Below are 17,131 nucleotides of genomic sequence, written 5' to 3' on the forward strand. Positions count from 1 at the left end.
TGCATAGTAACAGCTCCTTTTGCTATGTAGCTCTGAAAATGGTTGTGTTCTTACTTCCCATTTTTAACCTACGACGTGAAGCACATACGGGGCTGTTTTTACGTTCATCATAGCTAGAACAACGAATGGTTTCAGTAATTTTGGGAGCGATCTAGCAGTATCCAGTAATTCCTGCACTTACTACAACAACCTCAGATCGCAACATATTTTTTTGTGACTCGCCCTCTCTCCTGCTGTTTCAACTTGCCGATCCGCGGTTAATGATGAACAAGCAGACGATGGCAACTCCCTTTTCCGCCGGGAATCGGAAAACATCGAAGCTGCAAATCAAAGGAAAGAGGTGCTTTCGAGATGAGTACGACGAATACTTCTTACCGGACAGGCGAAAATGCAGAGCGGGCAGGCGATTACATTTGCGAGGCTGGGCGCCGCGTCACGCTGAAGGAAGGCGACAGATTTCCTTACTGTCCCGTGACGGGACTGGATACCAATTGGTATTATGCCGAATCATAATGAATCGTAGAACGACATGAAATAACCTTGCCGGCTCTTTGGCGGCATGAGAAAAACTTCTATCGAAGCGCTTCAAGGATGAGCGACCTGCAGCTTTGCAAAGCAAAGCAGCTTCGTAAGCACAGGGTAGTTTTTATCGCCAATAAGAATTTATCATTCTGGAAACTCGGAAATATATAAATTCTTATGTGGTAGAGAAAACCCGGGCAACCGGGTTTTTTCCCGTTCGTCGGCGAATAGCCCCCATCCGCACGGAATAGGCGCATGCGCATAAGATACAGGAGGATAAGAGCCTATCAGTAGATATTGAGAACGGAGGCTAACATGACAGACACGCATTCGAATGTCGGCAACGCGGAGCAGCTAGACAAACCAATCGTCCGCTACGCGACGATCAAGGACTGCGGTTGCGGAGGCGGAGGCGGCGTCCGCTCAAGCGAACGTCCGATTTTACCGTTTCTTTTGCCTGGGCTGGGGCTGGGAGGAGCTGGAATGGGGCCTTGGGGACCAGGGCCAGGCCCTTGGGGACCGGGGCCGGGCCCTTGGGGACCGGGGCCGGGCCCTTGGGGACCGGGGCCAGGCCCTTGGGGACCAGGGCCAGGCCCTTGGGGGCCGGGGCCAGGCCCTTGGGGACCGGGGCCAGGTCCTTGGGGACCCGGGCCTGGACCTTGGGGACCGGGGCCAGGTCCTTGGGGACCGGGGCACGGACCTTGGGGACCGGGGCACGGACCTTGGGGGCCGGGGCACGGACCTTGGGGGCCGGGGCACGGACCTTGGGGACCGGGGCCAGGTCCTTGGGGACCGGGGCACGGACCTGGCGGGCTGGGGCATGGACCTGGCGGCTCGGGGCACGGACCTCGCCAGGAAGAAAGACCGTCGCAAGGATCAGGCTCGGGACACGGCCATGGCTCCGGGTCTGGTCACGGATCAAGCTCGGGACACGGCCATGGCTCCGGCTCCGGTCACGGTTCAGGCTCTGGGCATGGCCATGGCTCCGGTCACGGTTCAGGCTCTGGACATGGCCATGGCTCCGGACATGGACCAGGTCATGGACACGGCCACGGTCATTGGCATGACCAAGGATATTGGCCGCCAGGGCCGGTCCCCATCCCCCTGCCAATTCCGGTACCGGTACCGGGGCCAGGACCAGGCTTCATGCCTGGACCAGGGCCGATACCGCAGGCTTTCGCAACGGTCGTCACTAACGGCGGAACCTTGTTTCCGAACTTGACGAACGGTTACACGATCCCATACCGACAAGGTTTAACCGTAGCGGCGCGCTAGCGTCGACGGGAACGGTCGGCTTTTCTCCTGCCGGTCAGATCGTGTCCGTAGGCGGAGTTCCGGTGAGTGGCAATATTGGCTACCAGCTCAAACTGAACGGAAGAGTCATACCGGCCACGCTTCTGAACTTCCCCATTCAGCCCTCCGACACCGTGGCCTTGGAGTTATTCGCCAACTAACCACCGGTTTATTTCGCAATCCGGCGGTTCTCAGCCAGGACATAACGGACGACGCCAAAGACGATACACCAAAACGCCCACCCGGCTATCCGATGCCGGGTGGGCGTTTCGTTTTATTTGCGTATCGTTTTTCCTTTGCCGGTCAACAGCTTTAGCTGATCGTTTTCGTACCCGACCCGGTAGGTAACCTGGTACTTGCTTAGCACATATTCGCCGTTCTTGCGCTCGTCTACGGACAGGATTGCCGTCACCGTCGCTTCGTCGTCGTTCGGCGACGAGATATGCATGTCGTCGATGACGACGTTGCGGGTCGTCAGGTAACCTTCGCGGAATTTAACGTAGCTGGTGCCTTCCTTCCATGTGCCGCCCAGCAGCGAATAAGCATAAACGTAGTCGCGATTGTTCAGGCTATCGTAAAAATGTTTAACCAAATATTCCGCCATCCGCACCATGGATGCTTCCTTCTGCGTCTCGTCTGGCGCTTCCGCCACCGATAGATTCGGCAGCATCTCCATCGGCTTCTTGGACCAGCCTTCCGCGATCGACAATACGTTCGAGATCGGAATGCTGAAGCCGATTCCGCCATCCTCCAGCCCTGCCGAATTAATGCCGAGCACAGCTCCGGATTTCATGTCGACAAGCGGCCCGCCGCTGTTGCCGGGCGCGATAGGTGCGGAGATTTGGTACAGATCCTTGTAAGCGTAAGGCTCGATCTGAAAGCTCCGCCCCACCCCGCTAATGATACCCGTCGTTACAGTATTCTGGAAGCCAAGCGGACTGCCGACCGCCATCACGTCGTCGCCGACTTCGCCGCGTTCATAGCGGACCATGGGCAGCGGCTCGGTGCCAGCCAGCTCCTTCACCCGCACAACCGCAACGTCGGTCTCCGTGCTGATGCCGATGACCTCTCCTTCGAGATCGCGCGCATCGGCCGTCTTAACCCTGACATGGCGAACCCCTTCAACGACATGCGCGTTCGTGATCAAATCGCCCTCCAGGTTGTACAGAAACCCCGAGCCTTGCGAGCCGCTCTCCGTCTCGATCATCACGACCAGCTTCTGCGTTTCGAAAATAATATCCTTCAAAGACTTCTTCACTTCGCCTACGGCCAGGAGCGGAGCGCCTCTCAGTTGTCCGGGCACTTGCTCGTTTACCGTGAAACCCGCCGCGACGCCTCCAATCACGATCAGCAAGGAGCCGAGCAGGCCAATCCGCCATTTGTTTCTCATCATAACGCTCCTTAATCCAAATACCACGTCGTATTGTCAATGACAACGGCGGTATCTTCCTTATAAACGCCGTACACCGTTGCCGTAAAGGTCATCTCTTCGCCCGGCTCGATATAGTTCGGAGTCGCTGTCGCGGTTCCTTTGCCGAGCATTTCCCCGCTTGCATCATGGACGGAGAATTCGATCTTCACTGCATAGATCGGTCGGGTTGCTTTGTTTTTCAGCGTGCCTTGGATCGTTAGATCGCCGAATTCATCGATAATCTTCTCGATGTTGACCACTTCCACAGCCGCGGTCTGATTAATCAGGTCTTCCTCCGCCGCGTTTTCCATCGCCTGCTCGATCCGCTGCTGCTCAGCGCGTTCATATCGGTTTTTCTCTTCCTTCACCCGTTCTTTCAAAGCCAGCAGTTCCGAATCATCCTTCGCCCATGCCAAAGCCTTGTCTACCGCTAAAAAAGCGCTAGAGAAGTTTTTGCGGCTGAGCATATCCTCCGTGCCGCCCAGCGTGATGGATCGAATGCCATCGACGATTCGGGAACGGAGAGCCTCTGCTTGCTGCCCGATCAGCCCGTTCACAACGTTCAGCATCTCCCCGTGCTCCTCGACCGTCGTAAGCGACTCCAGTTGATCGGTCAATTCGAGCAAAGTCAGCTCCATCGCATAACCGTCCGCCTTCTCCTTCAGCTTGTCGTAGATTGGCTCCTTGCGCCCGCTTAGCTCGGACTTCAGATGGTCGAGCTCGCTCTGGGCCGCCTCCGACTCCCCGCTAGCAAGTCGCTTTTTGATTTCGTTCGAAAGACGTTCGAGCTCGGCCGCATGCTGGACCTGCTCTTCGTCCGCGGCAAGCGCAATAAAACCGGGCCTCGCCTTAGATGCCTCCGATAACAAGAAAAGCGCATCCTCGTAATGGCCGGATAAAGCGGCAGCCCTCGCCTCTACTTGAAGCCGCAGCACGTTTTCGTTTACGTTCATTTCATGCTTGTAGAACAAAAAAACGCCGATCGCAACGACAGAGGCCAAACCCGTTAACCATACGACAACGGGCCAGTAGGGACCCTGCTCTTGACGAGCCGTCACCTCTTCAAACGACTCTTCATTGTGCTGCGGCAAGAATGCCAAATCTATGAAATGACCTCGATCTATCTCCATCGACGCCGCGCTCTCTCCGCTAGAGTCCGCCCCGGCATCGCGCCCTGATTCGGTTTCGATTATCGCTACTTCATGAAGCCTTCTCCCGCACTGGCTGCAGAATACGGCATCCCCCGTGAAGCTTCTTATGCAATGATGGCAATACAACGTACGTCAACTCCCAGCTCCTGAACCCTCTCTATCCTTCTATTCTACATGATCTATGCACTTAATTCCAATAAATGAGAATTGCATATTTTTCACAGAAATGAACTTAAAATTGAAAAACGACGGGCCGCTGCCCGCGCTGCTCCGAGACGCTGCCGCCCGAGCCGTTGGCCGACTTCTCGGCGGCAGCCCCCGTCCTGGCCTGCCCCGACTGCGGCAGGGAGGAAGCTGGAGGTCGCCTTCTTCATTGACTGGGATTAAAAGTCTGCAAGCAGACGCATGGGCCGTCTTGCGCGCCCATCCGCCCCGCTCCCAGCTTCAGGCCTTCTGCCCCTTGGCCGCGCAGGCGCTCGCCAGCCCATGTTCGGGCACTCCCCTTGCAGACGAAGCCCATACGGAGCGGGTCGTACGGCACCCCAAAAAAAGGAGCTTCGAGTTCGTCTCGAGGCTCCCTTGGTGTTCACACCTTCCGGCGGTATTTACAATTGCAAACGCCCGCCCTGCTGCTGCACGACCTGACCGGCAATCACATTGCCCAGCTCGCACGCCTGCTGCAGGGAGTAGCCGCGGGCCAGCCCGGCCAGGAATGCGCCGGTATGCGCGTCCCCCGCTCCGATCGTATCGACGACCTTGACGCGCTCGGTCTTCACGAAGCCCTGCTCCGCCGGCGAGCAATACAGCGTGCCCTCGCCGCCCAGCGTGACGACCACCGGCTCCCCGGTGCGCCGCATCAGCTCTTCCGCGGCCTGGGACGCATAGGTGCCACCCATCAGGGCGAGAATCTCGGACTGATTGGCATGCACGATCGTCCCCAAGCCCAGGACTCGGTCCAGCACGGCCGGCTCCAGGAACTGCCCGCGCGGGCCGGGGTCGAAGACGAGCTTCGCGGACGGCTTCCGCCGGCTTAGTGCATCCAGAATGACCGGGCCCGAAGGTCCTTCCAGCTCATAGCCGCTAATGTAGAGGTAATCGTACCGGTCTAGGTCGAGATGCTCGAACCAGCGCCGCTCCCAGCGGGACTCGATGCCCGGGATCGTGATGAAGGTCCGCTCGCCGTCGCTTTCGACGATGGACAGGTTCCAGCCATTGTCAGCCGTGGCGTCCTCAAGCAGGATAGGCACGCCGTCGTGCATCAGCTGCCCCTTCACGATATCCGCGTAGGTGCCCTTCCCTACGGGCGCCAGCAGGCCGTACTGGACGCGAAACTGCTGGAGAATATTCGATACATTGTACGCGCAGCCGCCGACGACCGTCTCCTTGTGCTCGGCCATGACGTCCTCGGCCGTCTTCGGCAGCTTGTCCAGTGCAATGATCACATCGACCACGGCCGCGCCGATGACCAGGATGCGGCGCTCCTCGTCGGTACCGGACCGACGAACCAGATTGTTGTTCATGATAACATCCTCCTTAAGCGTTACGCGGACTTGCTGTTCGTTTTCGTTAAGACAGTCATCACCAGCGCGCTTGCGACGAAGGCGAGCAGCACGCCCAAGCTGTTGTCCTGGAAGATGCCCTTGGCGAACGGCCCGCTGAAAAACGGGGAATTCGTAAACAAAAAGCCCACCACGACGCCCGCCAGCCAGCTGATCACCCCGCGGTACTCGAAAGAGCGGCCGGTCGCATTATCCAGCAGCCTCGCTTCATAACCAGACTTGCTGCGCAACAGCATGTAATCAAACATGAAGACTGCGGCCCAAGCGGCCAGACCGATCCCCAGCAGCCCGAGGAACAGCTGGAAGTTCATCAGGAAATCTTCCGAAACAAACAGCACGTAGACCGGGATCAGGATCATGATCACCGCATGAATCCCGATCGCCGTACGGTCGCTCACCCGGATGTTCAGCGTCTCCAGATTGACGCGCGCGGACTTCAGGCTGATGATGCACTGGGGAATCAAGCCCCCGAGCGCGGTGATGAAGTACAGCACCGTCATCCAGGTCGGCAGCGCCTGTCCGATCGCCTGGATCGGGTTGGCCGCCGAGGCGAGATCCGGTACCGACGTGCTAAGCAAGATACCGACACCCATGATGAAGAACAGCGGGATAAACGCCCCCAGTGTGACGCTGGCAAATACTTTGCCGCCGGTGTTGCCGGGGTTCTGGTAAGCGCTGTAATCCGCAGCGGCGATAGACCAGCTGATGCCGGTCCCGGCGATGATGATTGAGATCGCCGGCAGGAAGCTGCTCAGCCAGCCGCCGTCCGGCATGCTCAGCAAAGCCGTCCAGTCCGTCTTCGGGATCAGGATGATCAGAATCAGGAACGTCAGTGCTCCGAATACATACGTGAAGAACGTCTGAATCTTCACCAGCATATCCTGCCCGAACAAGTTCGAGGTCAAGATCAGCAGGACAAAGATCGCCAGGCTAATCACGGTCCATACCGCCGATTGCTCAAAGCCGAGCAGCCCAAGCAGCGACAGCAAGGTCAGCGTGCCAGTGACGACGTTAACCGCCAGCCACCCGATCAGGCTCAGCCAGCCGAGCAAATTCGGGATCAAGTTGCCCCGGATGCCGAAGACCGCCCGGGACAACACGAATGTCGTCCCGCCCGATCTCAGCCCGGACAGGCTCAGGTAGCCGACAAGAGCGAAGGACAGGGCGCCGATGATAGCCGACAGCACCGATTGAATGAAGCTAAGCCGATAGCCGACGATAAGCGCGCCGTACACAACACCCAGAATACCGATGTTGCTGGCAAACCAGATAAAAAACAGTTCTTTTGGACTTCCGGTTCTTTCTGCCTGCGGGATAAACATGTTGGAATTCGTATTGGACATAAGTCCTTCCCCCTGTACCTGAATATAAGTTGAATTATGCTTGATTGCGAAAAGCCAGCATACGGTCGGCGTAGGCCTCGAAATCCACGCCGTTGGCTTCGTCCATCAGCTGCCGCCAAGCCGGATCGATCGCGTCCGCCCCTGCCTTGGCCCCGCAGATGGCGGTTGCCATCGCCCCGATCGTGTCGGTGTCGCCGCCCAGGTTCGCGCACAGCAGGCTGCACCGCTGCGGCTCCTTCGCATAGTAGGCGATCGCCAGCGCCGCAGGCACCGACTCGCTCGTGATCACGCCGCTGCCGATCACATCGTAGATCCTCTGTAGGAACCGGTCATCCTGCCCCTCCAGCTTGCGGGCGTATTCGATGGCCAGCTCGAGCCGCTCGGACAGCGAAGCGCTGTACGTCTCGGCCCCATGCGACTTGGCCGTATGATAGGCGGCTATCGCATCGTCCATAATCGCGTCCCACGGCTTGTCCTCCATCGCGGAGCTCACGGCCGCGGCGATCATCGCGGCACCTCCGACCGCGACATCGGTTGAATGGGTCACCCGGCTGATGTCGAAGACAAACTGCGCCAGCTTCTCCCGCTCCGCCGATGGGAACAGGCAGCCGACCGGCGCGATCCGCATCGCGGCGCCGTTCGTCTCCGCCTTGGACGTGAACGGTGTCACGTCCTGCCCGTCCTTGAGCGCCAGCAGAGCCGCCTTGGAGCTGGGCCCGAGAATATTGTTGTCGAACGCCTGGAGCCGATCGGCCCATGCGAGCAAATGCCGCCCGATCACTTGCGGATCGGGAACAAATCCCGTTTCGATCAGCGCATCGAGAATCAGCAGCGTTTGGGACGTATCGTCCGTGAATTGGCCGCGTGTGAAGTTACACGCCACGTCGTTCTCTTGGGGACCGTCCAGAAATTCGGTGATCGTCCCGAAAAACGCCTTCACTTTATTCCGGCCCCACAACTCCGACGGCATGCCCATCGCATCGCCGATCGCCATCCCATATAGGGCGCCAAGTATGTTGTTTTTCATCATCTCTGTCTCCACTCCGTCCTTAGTGATACGCTTGTACGTATGAGTCTTTCGGAAAAAGAAGGCCGAGTCCGCTCGGCATCAAATATGAGTCACTACTTTAAACTCGACGTTTGGTCCGTAGACGACCTCCACCTTCTCCACCTCAGTTCCGCTCTCATCCAGCACGCTTCCCTTGGCCCTGATCAGCGGCACATCCTCTTTATACCCGAACAGCTCCTTCGTGAGCGGGGTGCTGTTCATCGGAGAGATTCCGAGCGTAGCGTTCTGCGGATATGTGCCGTACCGCTGGTTCATGAGCTGATACAGCGATTGCTCCGCAAAATCGTACGCCTCGATCCCGGGGAATAACGCCAGCGGCACATAGGAAGTATCTAGCGTAAGCCAGCTTGTATGCGTTTCCCTTCGCGTGCCGCGCAGCCGTACGAGATGCATGTAGCTCGCCTGATCCAGCGTTATGATTTCCTTTTTCAGCACACGCGATACGGGAACCTCGTTTTTCTTGCGTGTATAGTCGGTGAAGCCGCTGAAGTTCCAGATGTTGTGCTTCATCTCCCGCAAGCAGACCATCGTCCCCTTGCCGTGCAGCTTCACCAGCAGCGCTTCGTCCACCAGATTCGCGATGGCCTTGCGGATGGTCGTCCGCGTGACTTGATACGTTTTCATCATTTCCGTCTCGGAAGGAATACTCTCGCCTTCCTTGTATTTACCACTTACAATTTCGCTCCGAATGATGTTCTGCAGCTGAACATACAGCGGGACACTGTCGTGCTTGTTGAGCATATCGTCCTCCTTCTGGCCTGACTTCCCGGAACAAACTGGAACGCTTTCATCGATCCCGTACACATCGTTGCACACTCATACGTATGAGTTGAGTTTACTATATCAAGATCTGGCCCGGTTGACAATAGCTTCGTGCAAAAATCAACTGCCCCCTGGATAGGTTCATGGTATACTGCGCAAGGCCGTAGACAAAAAGAAACCGTCCCACGAAGAGACGGCTTCGAGATATCATTTTTTCCAGCGTTGCATAGGTTAAGATTTCGGATTTGCCTTTATCCATTCAAGCGCTCGGAGCAACAAGGTTACGATTTCCGCCCGGGTCGCGCGTTTGTCCGGCGCGAAGTTATGGCCGCCTGTTCCTTGGATGAGACCCGCTTCGCGTGCTGCGGCAATATACGGCTTCGCCCATGCCGGGATGGCGCCGTCGTCCGCGAACGGTGTCGTATCGGCCGCATCCGTCTTCAATCCTAATGCGCGAACGAGCATGACCGTCATCTCCGTACGATCCAGCTCGCCATGAGGCCGGAACGTTCCGTCCTCGTACCCGCCGATAACGCCGTCCTCCGCCAGCTGCGCCACGAACGCGCGAGCCCATGCAGGAATATCGGAGGCGTCGGCGAAATCCATGCCGCTTGCTTCGCCGTCCAATCCGAGTGCCCGTCCCAGCATCGCCGCGAACTCAGCTCGCGTGGCATGGTCGTCCGGCCGGAACGTGCCGTCCCCGTAACCTTGAGCGATTCCGAGCTCGGTTGCCTTATCGATCGCTTCATGCGCCCAGTGCGATTCAACATCGCCATGTTCTACGTCAGGCCGCTCGGTCGGTGCGGGAGTCGAAGTAGGTGTTGGCGTCGGACTTGGCGATGCCGACGGACTCGGACTTGGCGTCGTAGTCGGCGTCGAGCTAGGGCCCGGATCCGGCGGATTTTTGACCTGGGTAATACGCCCTTCGATTCCGATCGAAGCCGGTCCGCCAAGACTTTCCAGGTACGCTCTAAAAACCTCGTAATCGACCAGATTCAGCTCCGTGATTCTTCCGGCGTCCTTGGCCGCCTTCATGGAACGGTAGAAGTCGCCCTCGTTCGCCATAAAGGAGTTCGTTGCTACGATATAATACGCTTGCGGCTCGATCGGACGATATCTTCCGTCCTCCCCTCGAACCTCGACGCTGACAATCCGTTTGCCTTCCTTCAAAACGGTTGTGCCCGTCACGTCCAGCACCTCCGCCTGCCGGTCGATATTGAACGTGAATCGCATGCCTGCCACTTGCGGGAATCGGCCCTGGCCGGATCCGACTCCACTTACTCCGTTCTCCAAGGCTGAGACGATCTCCGCTCCCGTCATTTTGAGCGCGGTCAGATTGTTGCCGAACGGCATCACCGTAAGCAGCTCGCCTAGCGTAATGTCTCCGGCGTCAATGGACGCGCGGATGCCGCCGCTGTTCTGGATCGTCACATATCCCTTGACGCCTTCCGTATCAAGGGAATCGGCGAAGGCTTTTACTCTCGCCAGCATGCCGTCCGCGATCAGATTGCCGAGGTTCGTTTCCTTGGCGCGTACATTCGCTCTGGAACCGTCAAGCTCCACCAAGCTGGTTCCGATAACGGTTTTCTTCAGATTCTCGAGCGGCGCCGCGTATTCCGCAAGCTTGGCAGCCGCTTCCGGATCGGCCGCATAACCGCTAACCTTAACAAGTCCGCCCTGCCACTCCGTCAGGATGCCGTCCGAATCGAACCGCGCGTCGAGCTGCCCAAGCGCATTGCCGTATTCGCCGGTTTGAACGATCAAGACAGGATCGCCTTCCGGATTCTCCACTTCCAGCGGAACGGCAATCTCCGTATGGGAATGCCCGCCCACGATAATGTCGATGCCCGCGACCTCTTCCGCCAGCTTCCTGTCCACCGTAACGCCGAGGTGGGAGAGCAGCACGATCTTATTGACGCCCGCCTCCTTCAGCATGGCAACGGCTTCGATCGCGCTTTCCTTGTGATTTTTGAACGTGATCTCTCCCGGGGAAGCCAGAAACTTCGTATCCTCCGTCGTCAATCCGAAAATGCCGATATTCTCGCCGGCAACCCGCTTAACGATCGCCGAATATATGTTGCCGCCGTCTCCAGGTTGGCCGATTCCTTCCTGCACGAGCGGTTGCATCAGTTCGTCCGCTCCGAAATCGACGTTTGCGCCGACGAACGGGAAGTCCGCCCCTTCCACGAACGGCTTCAGCGTCGCGCTACCTTCGTCGAACTCGTGATTGCCGAAAGTCGCGGCATCGTAGCCCGCTTTGTTCATGAACCACAGATCGGCCAATCCGTTATATTGGTTGAAATAAAGCGTTCCGGAGAACACGTCGCCCGCGTCCAACAGCAACGAGTTGTTCGTCCGTTTGTCGCGAATGGCGCTGATCCGCTGCGGCGCCGTGTCCAGATGCGCATGCGTGTCGTTCGTATGCAGGACGCGCAGGTCGTAGGTTTGTTCTGCGGCTTTCTTCGCAAGGTCCAGCCGCGCGATAAGCGGATCGTGGTCGCTTACTCGTCCGTGATCCGCGTCGAAATCGGCGTTGATATGCACGATATCGAATTCGGCGTACCGCTCGAGCGTTTTGTTGACCAATACATGGTCGAGCGTCTGCGAATTGCCTTGATAAATGTAAGAGTACCTTTGGTTCGCTTCCAATTCGTCAACCAGATTAACCAGTTCGTCGCCTTTCGCAATCTCCAGCGTGCGCGAGAATTGGAAGTCGTTAAGGTCGCCAAGGACGACTAGATTGGCTTGCGGGTTATTCTCCAGCACGGATGCGGAAAAATCATGAACGATTTGCGCGATCTCGTGGCGCTGCGCTTCGCTTCCAAGGGTTGCCGGAAGCGGCTGAACCGCGCCGAACGGCGCCTCGTCGCCGCCTTTGGAATTAAAGTGGTTCGCGATGACGACGACCCGCTCGCCCGCGAAATCAAATTCCGCCGCAAGCGGCTTACGCGATGCTTCGAACGCGTCGTTGGTCGGATCGATGCGGCCCGGATTGAAGGTCAGCCCCTCGTCTCCGTAAGCTACGCCGGTTGTCGAATCACCTTTTCCTCCCGCCGCTTCGACAAGCGATACGCGTTCCGCGTTGTAGAGGAACCCTACTCGAATGTTGCCTCCCGGCTGGCCGCCGTCCTGCCCGTTCACCGGCGCGATGTCCGTGTACGAGTAAGCGGGGCCGTCTGCCGCGACGATCGCGGCGATCAAGGCTTCGTAGCTCTGGCTTGCGTCGGTGACGCCGTTATCGGCAGAGCCGTTATTGTCCTGCACCTCGACCAACGCGACGATGTCCGGCGATTTCAAGCGGTCGACGATCGCTTTCGCGATCCCGTTTTCCTTGCCGTCTCGGGGCCGCTCGTATTGTTCCAGAAGTTCTCGATATTGAACGAAGCCACCGTCAGCTTGTCCGCTTCAGGCGTCAACGCCGTGGTTTCCCTAACGTTCGAACCGGATTCGATGTCCGGCAACGCCCCTTCTGGGATTACCTTGTAATTGCTGTAATCGTACGACAAGACGCCGACAATCGGCGCTAGGAAACGGTCGCCTGTCTTCACCGCAACAGCAGGTTCTTTGGCAATCAAAATTCGTTGCGGATTCAAGTCTTCTCCTGTCAGGATGACGCCGCCTGCCGGAGTTTCTTCTCCTGCTTGAACGCCTTGCACGACCGGAATCTCGAAATTGTAAGGTCCGACGATGCGCGCATCACCGATTTGCAGGCGCATCCCTTCCAAACTTTCATAAAAATCAAGCGCATCCTCCGAAGGATCGAACGCGGCCATGCCATCGTTGTCGATCACCGTCTTCGGCTGGGTACGATCCACGCCGATGACGATCGGATCCGGCAGCGGCCTGCTTTGCTGCTTTACCTCAATTGACGTTGCCAGAATTTGCGACGTCAGCAAGTCATGGGCATCCGCATACCCTTCTTCCTTCACCTCTTGCACCGTTCCTCCGACCGTGACGAGATCGCCGGGCGCGACGCCGACCGCAGCAGCCGGCTGCACCAGAATCGCTTCCGAAGTCGCGACGGAATCGTCCCACTCCGCTTTCGGAGCTTGCAAGAACCACTTGCCGTCTTCGCGCCTCACGGTTACGATACCGGTTACCCCGGTAACAAAATGTCCCGCATAAGGGGATACGTGTCCAGCCCCCTGAATGTCGTGGATGGCCTTGCCTTCGTGCGTTTGCTGAACCGTATACGCAAAGGTAAATAATCCGCTTGGCACGCCGTCTTTTACGACGATCACTTTGATCACCGTATCCGAATGAACGATGATCGGCGCGGAGTAAAGCTGGCTGGCTGCCGAAGGATCGGTTCCGTCCGTCGTGTAATGGATGGCGCCTCCGCTTGCCGGCGTCGTCAACGTCACCGCCGTCCCGGTCGCGACAAAGGATGCCGGACTCGGAGAAGCGGCTACGGACATGGCCCGTTCAATGATGTCGAATTCGGAACGGGGAACAAGCATGTATTTGTTGAAGGCGTAAGTCACGACGCCGCGAACGGCTTCGTAGGTTTTGCCCGACTGAAGCAGCGCGGATTTGATGGTCAGCGACCCGTCGCCATCGCTCACCGTAAATTCGTTATAAGCGTTCGAGGAGCCTGCCGTCACGTTCTTAATCTCAACGTACTCGCTCTCATACGCTTCTCCGTTCTCAGCGCTGAGCGACGCGGACGTAACGGCTTGCGGCGCCGGCACACCTGCCCCGGGCTCCAATACCGTTACGCCGGCCGTTTCGACCTCCAGCTCTGCAAGCCCGAAGTACTGCAGCAGCTTCCCGGACGCTTGGATGCGGTCGCCGAAGGCTGCAGACAGGTTCGCGCCGCGCACGACGATGCCCGCCGTCACGTCCTGGACGTACAGGTTGTTTTTGCCGCCCGTCGTTTCCTTGTACGTCACGATGCCTTCGATAATGGCGCTTGTTCCGTCAGCCAAGATCCGCGCATCCGCGATGGAAGCAATTGCAGTCACTGTATAAGCGTGGCTGCGGGCTTCGCTGTCGGCGAATCCGGACTTGGTTGCATAAGCTTCGATCGTCGTGTCCTGCGTGATCGCGATCGGCTCCGAATATAACGCGTACGTCGATTCCGCCGCGGTCCGGTAATAAATCTCGGCTCCGGCCGTAGCCGTCGAAAGCACGACTTCCGTCCCCGAGACGACGGTGCCTGCCGCCGGATTCGCCGTTATGGCTTCGACGACGTTGCCGTACTGGGAGTTTCTAGGGTCAGGAGCGCCTACGTTAAAGTCGCTTCCGTTATTGTTCGTATCGAGTCCGCGGTCTCCTTGCGCCAGCGATTTCCGGATGGCGGCCGTCGTATTGGATAATGCTGCCGTCGGCGCGGTTTCGTATTCGTTCGCGCTCCCGAACCCGACAAGGTCAACGACGTTGTCGCTTCCGTCAAGCAGACGGACTTTGCCGTTCGTGCCGGACAAAGCCAGCCCTCCGCTAGCATCCGGGGCCGGCAAATTCACAGTCCCTCCCGTACCTGCCGCTTCCTGCAAAAGGAAATATCCGCCTGCCGCGATCGATCCCGTCAGCGAATGCACATTGCTCCCCCAAGTCGGGCCCGATGCCGAAGCGTATTGTACTTCCCAACCCTCCAGCGATACCGCCTGGTTCGTCGGGTTGTACAGCTCGATAAAGTCGTTTTTGAGCGTGGCGCCGGAATTGCCGCCTCCCCCGTACACTTGCGAAATCACGATTCCGCTGTTATCCGCAGCAGCTTCCGCATGCGGCGATAATCCTCCGAATGTTCCTCCGACAAGCAGCAAGCCCGCCAACATGGCGTTTGTCAGCTTTCTTGCATCCTTCAACCAACGCATTCCCTGATCTCCCTTCCAGTCGTGAGTTTGATTGGCAAGTTTGTCCATGGATGTAGTTAGAAGATTATCAAATACATGTAAGCAGACGATCATCCGCATGTTTCATTTCTGTAAAGTTGTCGCCATGCGTGGCTCACAACAAACAGGCGCCGATCGAATATCGGCGCCTGTTCATGAGACGGGTGTTGACTACAGCTGCTTTAAGTTTTCAAGAAAAACGTTGCGTCCTGCTGATCTAATACATTGTTAATAGAAGTAATATACAACAGACCATTCATGTGCCGGATATACTGTCCTGGGAAGTTATAGGATTCGAACGACGCCGCGTTACCGTGCGAGAAGCCCGTGCGGAGTCTCCAGGTTGCGTCGTTCTTGAACAACGTCGTGCCGTTATTCGCCTCCATCCATATTTCCCCATTCTTATGTCTCAAAAAATGTCCCGGGAAATTAACGGATTCGATGGAGATTGCTGTGGCATTGGCCAAACCAGGAACGATTTTCCATTGGGAGTCCGCGATATACTGACTTCCGTTCGTTTTTCCTCTGCCGCTCTCATGACGAATGTAACTGCCCGGGAAGTTGTAGGCTGCCAGCTGGTTTATCGGAGTTTCGACGTCGATGCGTACCGCTTTCCACCGCTGCGTATCGAGGCCGTTCGCGGTCCATTGGATCAGTTGGGTCCCCGCCGGCGCCCCTCCTCCGGCATTGTCGACCATCAAACCGCTGTGCTCGTTCATGATGGTGTAGAAACCGCCGCCCGAATACGCAAATTTCCAGCGCTGCGTATCGAGAAAGTTATCCGTCCATTGGTTGATCGTCGTGCCGGGAGCCGTCGCGCCGTTCGGATCGTCCCAGACGAGATTGTTGTTCAAGTTCATCACACGGAAAAAGCCGTTGCTCCGATAGTCCGCTCGGAACCATTGCGTGTTCAAACCGAGATCGTTCCACTGGATCAGTCTCGTTCCTACTGGAGAACCTCCGCCCGCGTTATCGATGACAAGCCCGTTGTTCTGGTTGATGAATTTGTACGTCGCGCCCGACACCAACGCCGAATCGCCGTTCATCTGAGCGACGTTTGCGCGAATTTCGTTTCGGCTGCCGACTTTGACGGTATTGACTTCAAGCAGCATTGAATTGTTAAGCGGGATGAGCGTACCGCTCCAGCCGGCGGGCGTATTCTGATTGCTTCCGGCCACCGTCAGCGGAGCGTCGACCAGCGACCAGGTCGCGCCGTTATCTGCGCTCGTGAACATTTGGTTTTGATTCTGTACGACGTCGGTCATGCCCCGCACATAAAACCGGCCGTTCGCGCTTCCATCGTCGATGTACGCGATCTCCGGAGCTTGCGACGCGCGGTAAATGCCGGTGCCGACAAGAGTGCCAAGCGCGGATGGAGTCCCCCAGTTTATGCCGTCGGACGACGTCTTGAACCGGACGGCGCCTTCGGGAGCCGCCCCGAAATGCTCGTAGAACATATAATAAGTACCGTTCTTATGTTTCACGACTCGAGGCATGCCCGGGCGTGCGCCCCAATTCGTATTGTCGCCGATGATGAGGCTGTAATTGCCCCACGTCAAGCCGCCGTCGGACGAAGTTTCCAGAGCGATCGCCTGATTGTAGCCAAGCTGCCGTTCGTCCGAATAGTAGCAGATTAACCGTCCGTCGCTCGAGACCGCGAACTCCGGCTCCCACGTATGATGCGTGCCGTATCCGCCTTGAGCAGCCAGATTGGAATGCAGCTGCCATGTTGCGCCGTTGTCCGTGCTTCGCCAAATATGGATCGTATACGCCGCTCCGACGCCCCAATCGGATGATGCGAACAGAAGCGTCCCCGCCGGATAGCTGCCGAGCTGCTGCGGCAATACATACAGTGTCGTCATCGCCTGCTGATCGCGGTTTAAGCCGTAGTTGTTCGGATCGATCTGCGAAAGGTACGACCAAGTTGCGCCATTATCCGTGCTGCGGTAAAAGTTGAATGGCTGCATCCCGGCCCATCCCGAGTTGACGGGAAACTTCGTGGTGAACGTGGCCAGAATATTTCCGTTGCCGAGCTTGACCGCCCGCGCGTAATATGGCTCCGGCTGCGATGCGTTGCTGTAAATGACCGAGCCGGTCGCAGCTGCATGCGCAGAGCCAATAACGAACACTTGAAGCAGTAATAGAAGCGCAAGCGATAGTACAAATAATCGATTCCTTTTTTTCACG

11 protein-coding genes are annotated in these 17,131 nt (G+C 57.5%); 2 read left to right on the plus strand and 9 right to left on the minus strand.

The window, feature by feature from the left end; genetic code table 11:
* The first annotated feature begins 351 nt into the window (after window positions 1-351).
* A complete protein-coding gene (locus tag RB620_RS27260) occupies window positions 352-513 on the plus strand; it encodes a hypothetical protein (protein WP_308099928.1) in 162 nt (53 codons plus the stop codon).
* A 324-nt stretch (window positions 514-837) separates the two neighbouring features.
* Window positions 838-1,797: a hypothetical protein gene (locus RB620_RS27265; RefSeq protein ID WP_308099930.1), complete on the plus strand. Its 960-nt coding sequence runs from the start codon at window positions 838-840 to the stop codon at window positions 1,795-1,797.
* A 292-nt stretch (window positions 1,798-2,089) separates the two neighbouring features.
* Here the strand turns inward: RB620_RS27265 and RB620_RS27270 are convergent, their stop codons facing one another.
* The 9 genes from RB620_RS27270 to RB620_RS27310 all read right to left on the minus strand — a co-directional run bounded on the left by RB620_RS27270 (window position 2,090) and on the right by RB620_RS27310 (window position 17,130).
* Window positions 2,090-3,205: a S1C family serine protease gene (locus RB620_RS27270; RefSeq protein ID WP_308099932.1), complete on the minus strand. Its 1,116-nt coding sequence runs from the start codon at window positions 3,203-3,205 to the stop codon at window positions 2,090-2,092.
* A gap of 11 nt (window positions 3,206-3,216) precedes the next feature.
* Window positions 3,217-4,356 (minus strand): FxLYD domain-containing protein, encoded by a 1,140-nt coding sequence (locus tag RB620_RS27275; RefSeq protein WP_308099934.1) that lies wholly within the window; start codon window positions 4,354-4,356, stop codon window positions 3,217-3,219.
* 626 nt (window positions 4,357-4,982) lie between these two features.
* Window positions 4,983-5,897 carry a PfkB family carbohydrate kinase gene (locus RB620_RS27280; RefSeq protein WP_308099936.1) on the minus strand — a complete coding sequence of 305 codons (915 nt, stop codon included), beginning with the start codon at window positions 5,895-5,897 and terminating at the stop codon, window positions 4,983-4,985.
* Between the two features lie 20 nt (window positions 5,898-5,917).
* The gene (locus RB620_RS27285; RefSeq protein WP_308099938.1) at window positions 5,918-7,279 is read right to left on the minus strand and encodes a purine-cytosine permease family protein; all 1,362 of its coding nucleotides are present in this window, start codon (window positions 7,277-7,279) and stop codon (window positions 5,918-5,920) included.
* A 34-nt stretch (window positions 7,280-7,313) separates the two neighbouring features.
* Window positions 7,314-8,306, minus strand: a complete 993-nt coding sequence (locus tag RB620_RS27290) for an ADP-ribosylglycohydrolase family protein (protein ID WP_308099940.1) — start codon at window positions 8,304-8,306, stop codon at window positions 7,314-7,316.
* Window positions 8,307-8,387: 81 nt separating this feature from the next.
* On the minus strand, window positions 8,388-9,089 hold the full coding sequence (locus RB620_RS27295; RefSeq protein WP_308099942.1) for a GntR family transcriptional regulator: 702 nt from the start codon (window positions 9,087-9,089) through the stop codon (window positions 8,388-8,390).
* Between the two features lie 252 nt (window positions 9,090-9,341).
* A complete protein-coding gene (locus tag RB620_RS27300) occupies window positions 9,342-12,407 on the minus strand; it encodes a 5'-nucleotidase C-terminal domain-containing protein (protein WP_308099944.1) in 3,066 nt (1,021 codons plus the stop codon).
* Window positions 12,404-14,926 (minus strand): chitobiase/beta-hexosaminidase C-terminal domain-containing protein, encoded by a 2,523-nt coding sequence (locus RB620_RS27305; protein ID WP_308099946.1) that lies wholly within the window; start codon window positions 14,924-14,926, stop codon window positions 12,404-12,406. Before RB620_RS27305 ends, RB620_RS27300 begins: the two co-directional genes overlap by 4 nt.
* Window positions 14,927-15,126: 200 nt before the next feature.
* Complete coding sequence (locus RB620_RS27310) at window positions 15,127-17,130, minus strand: AbfB domain-containing protein (protein ID WP_308099948.1); 2,004 nt, start codon at window positions 17,128-17,130, stop codon at window positions 15,127-15,129.
* Window position 17,131: the final 1 nt, after the last annotated feature.

Source organism: Paenibacillus sp. LHD-117, from assembly GCF_030929555.1.
Lineage (GTDB): Bacteria > Bacillota > Bacilli > Paenibacillales > Paenibacillaceae > Pristimantibacillus.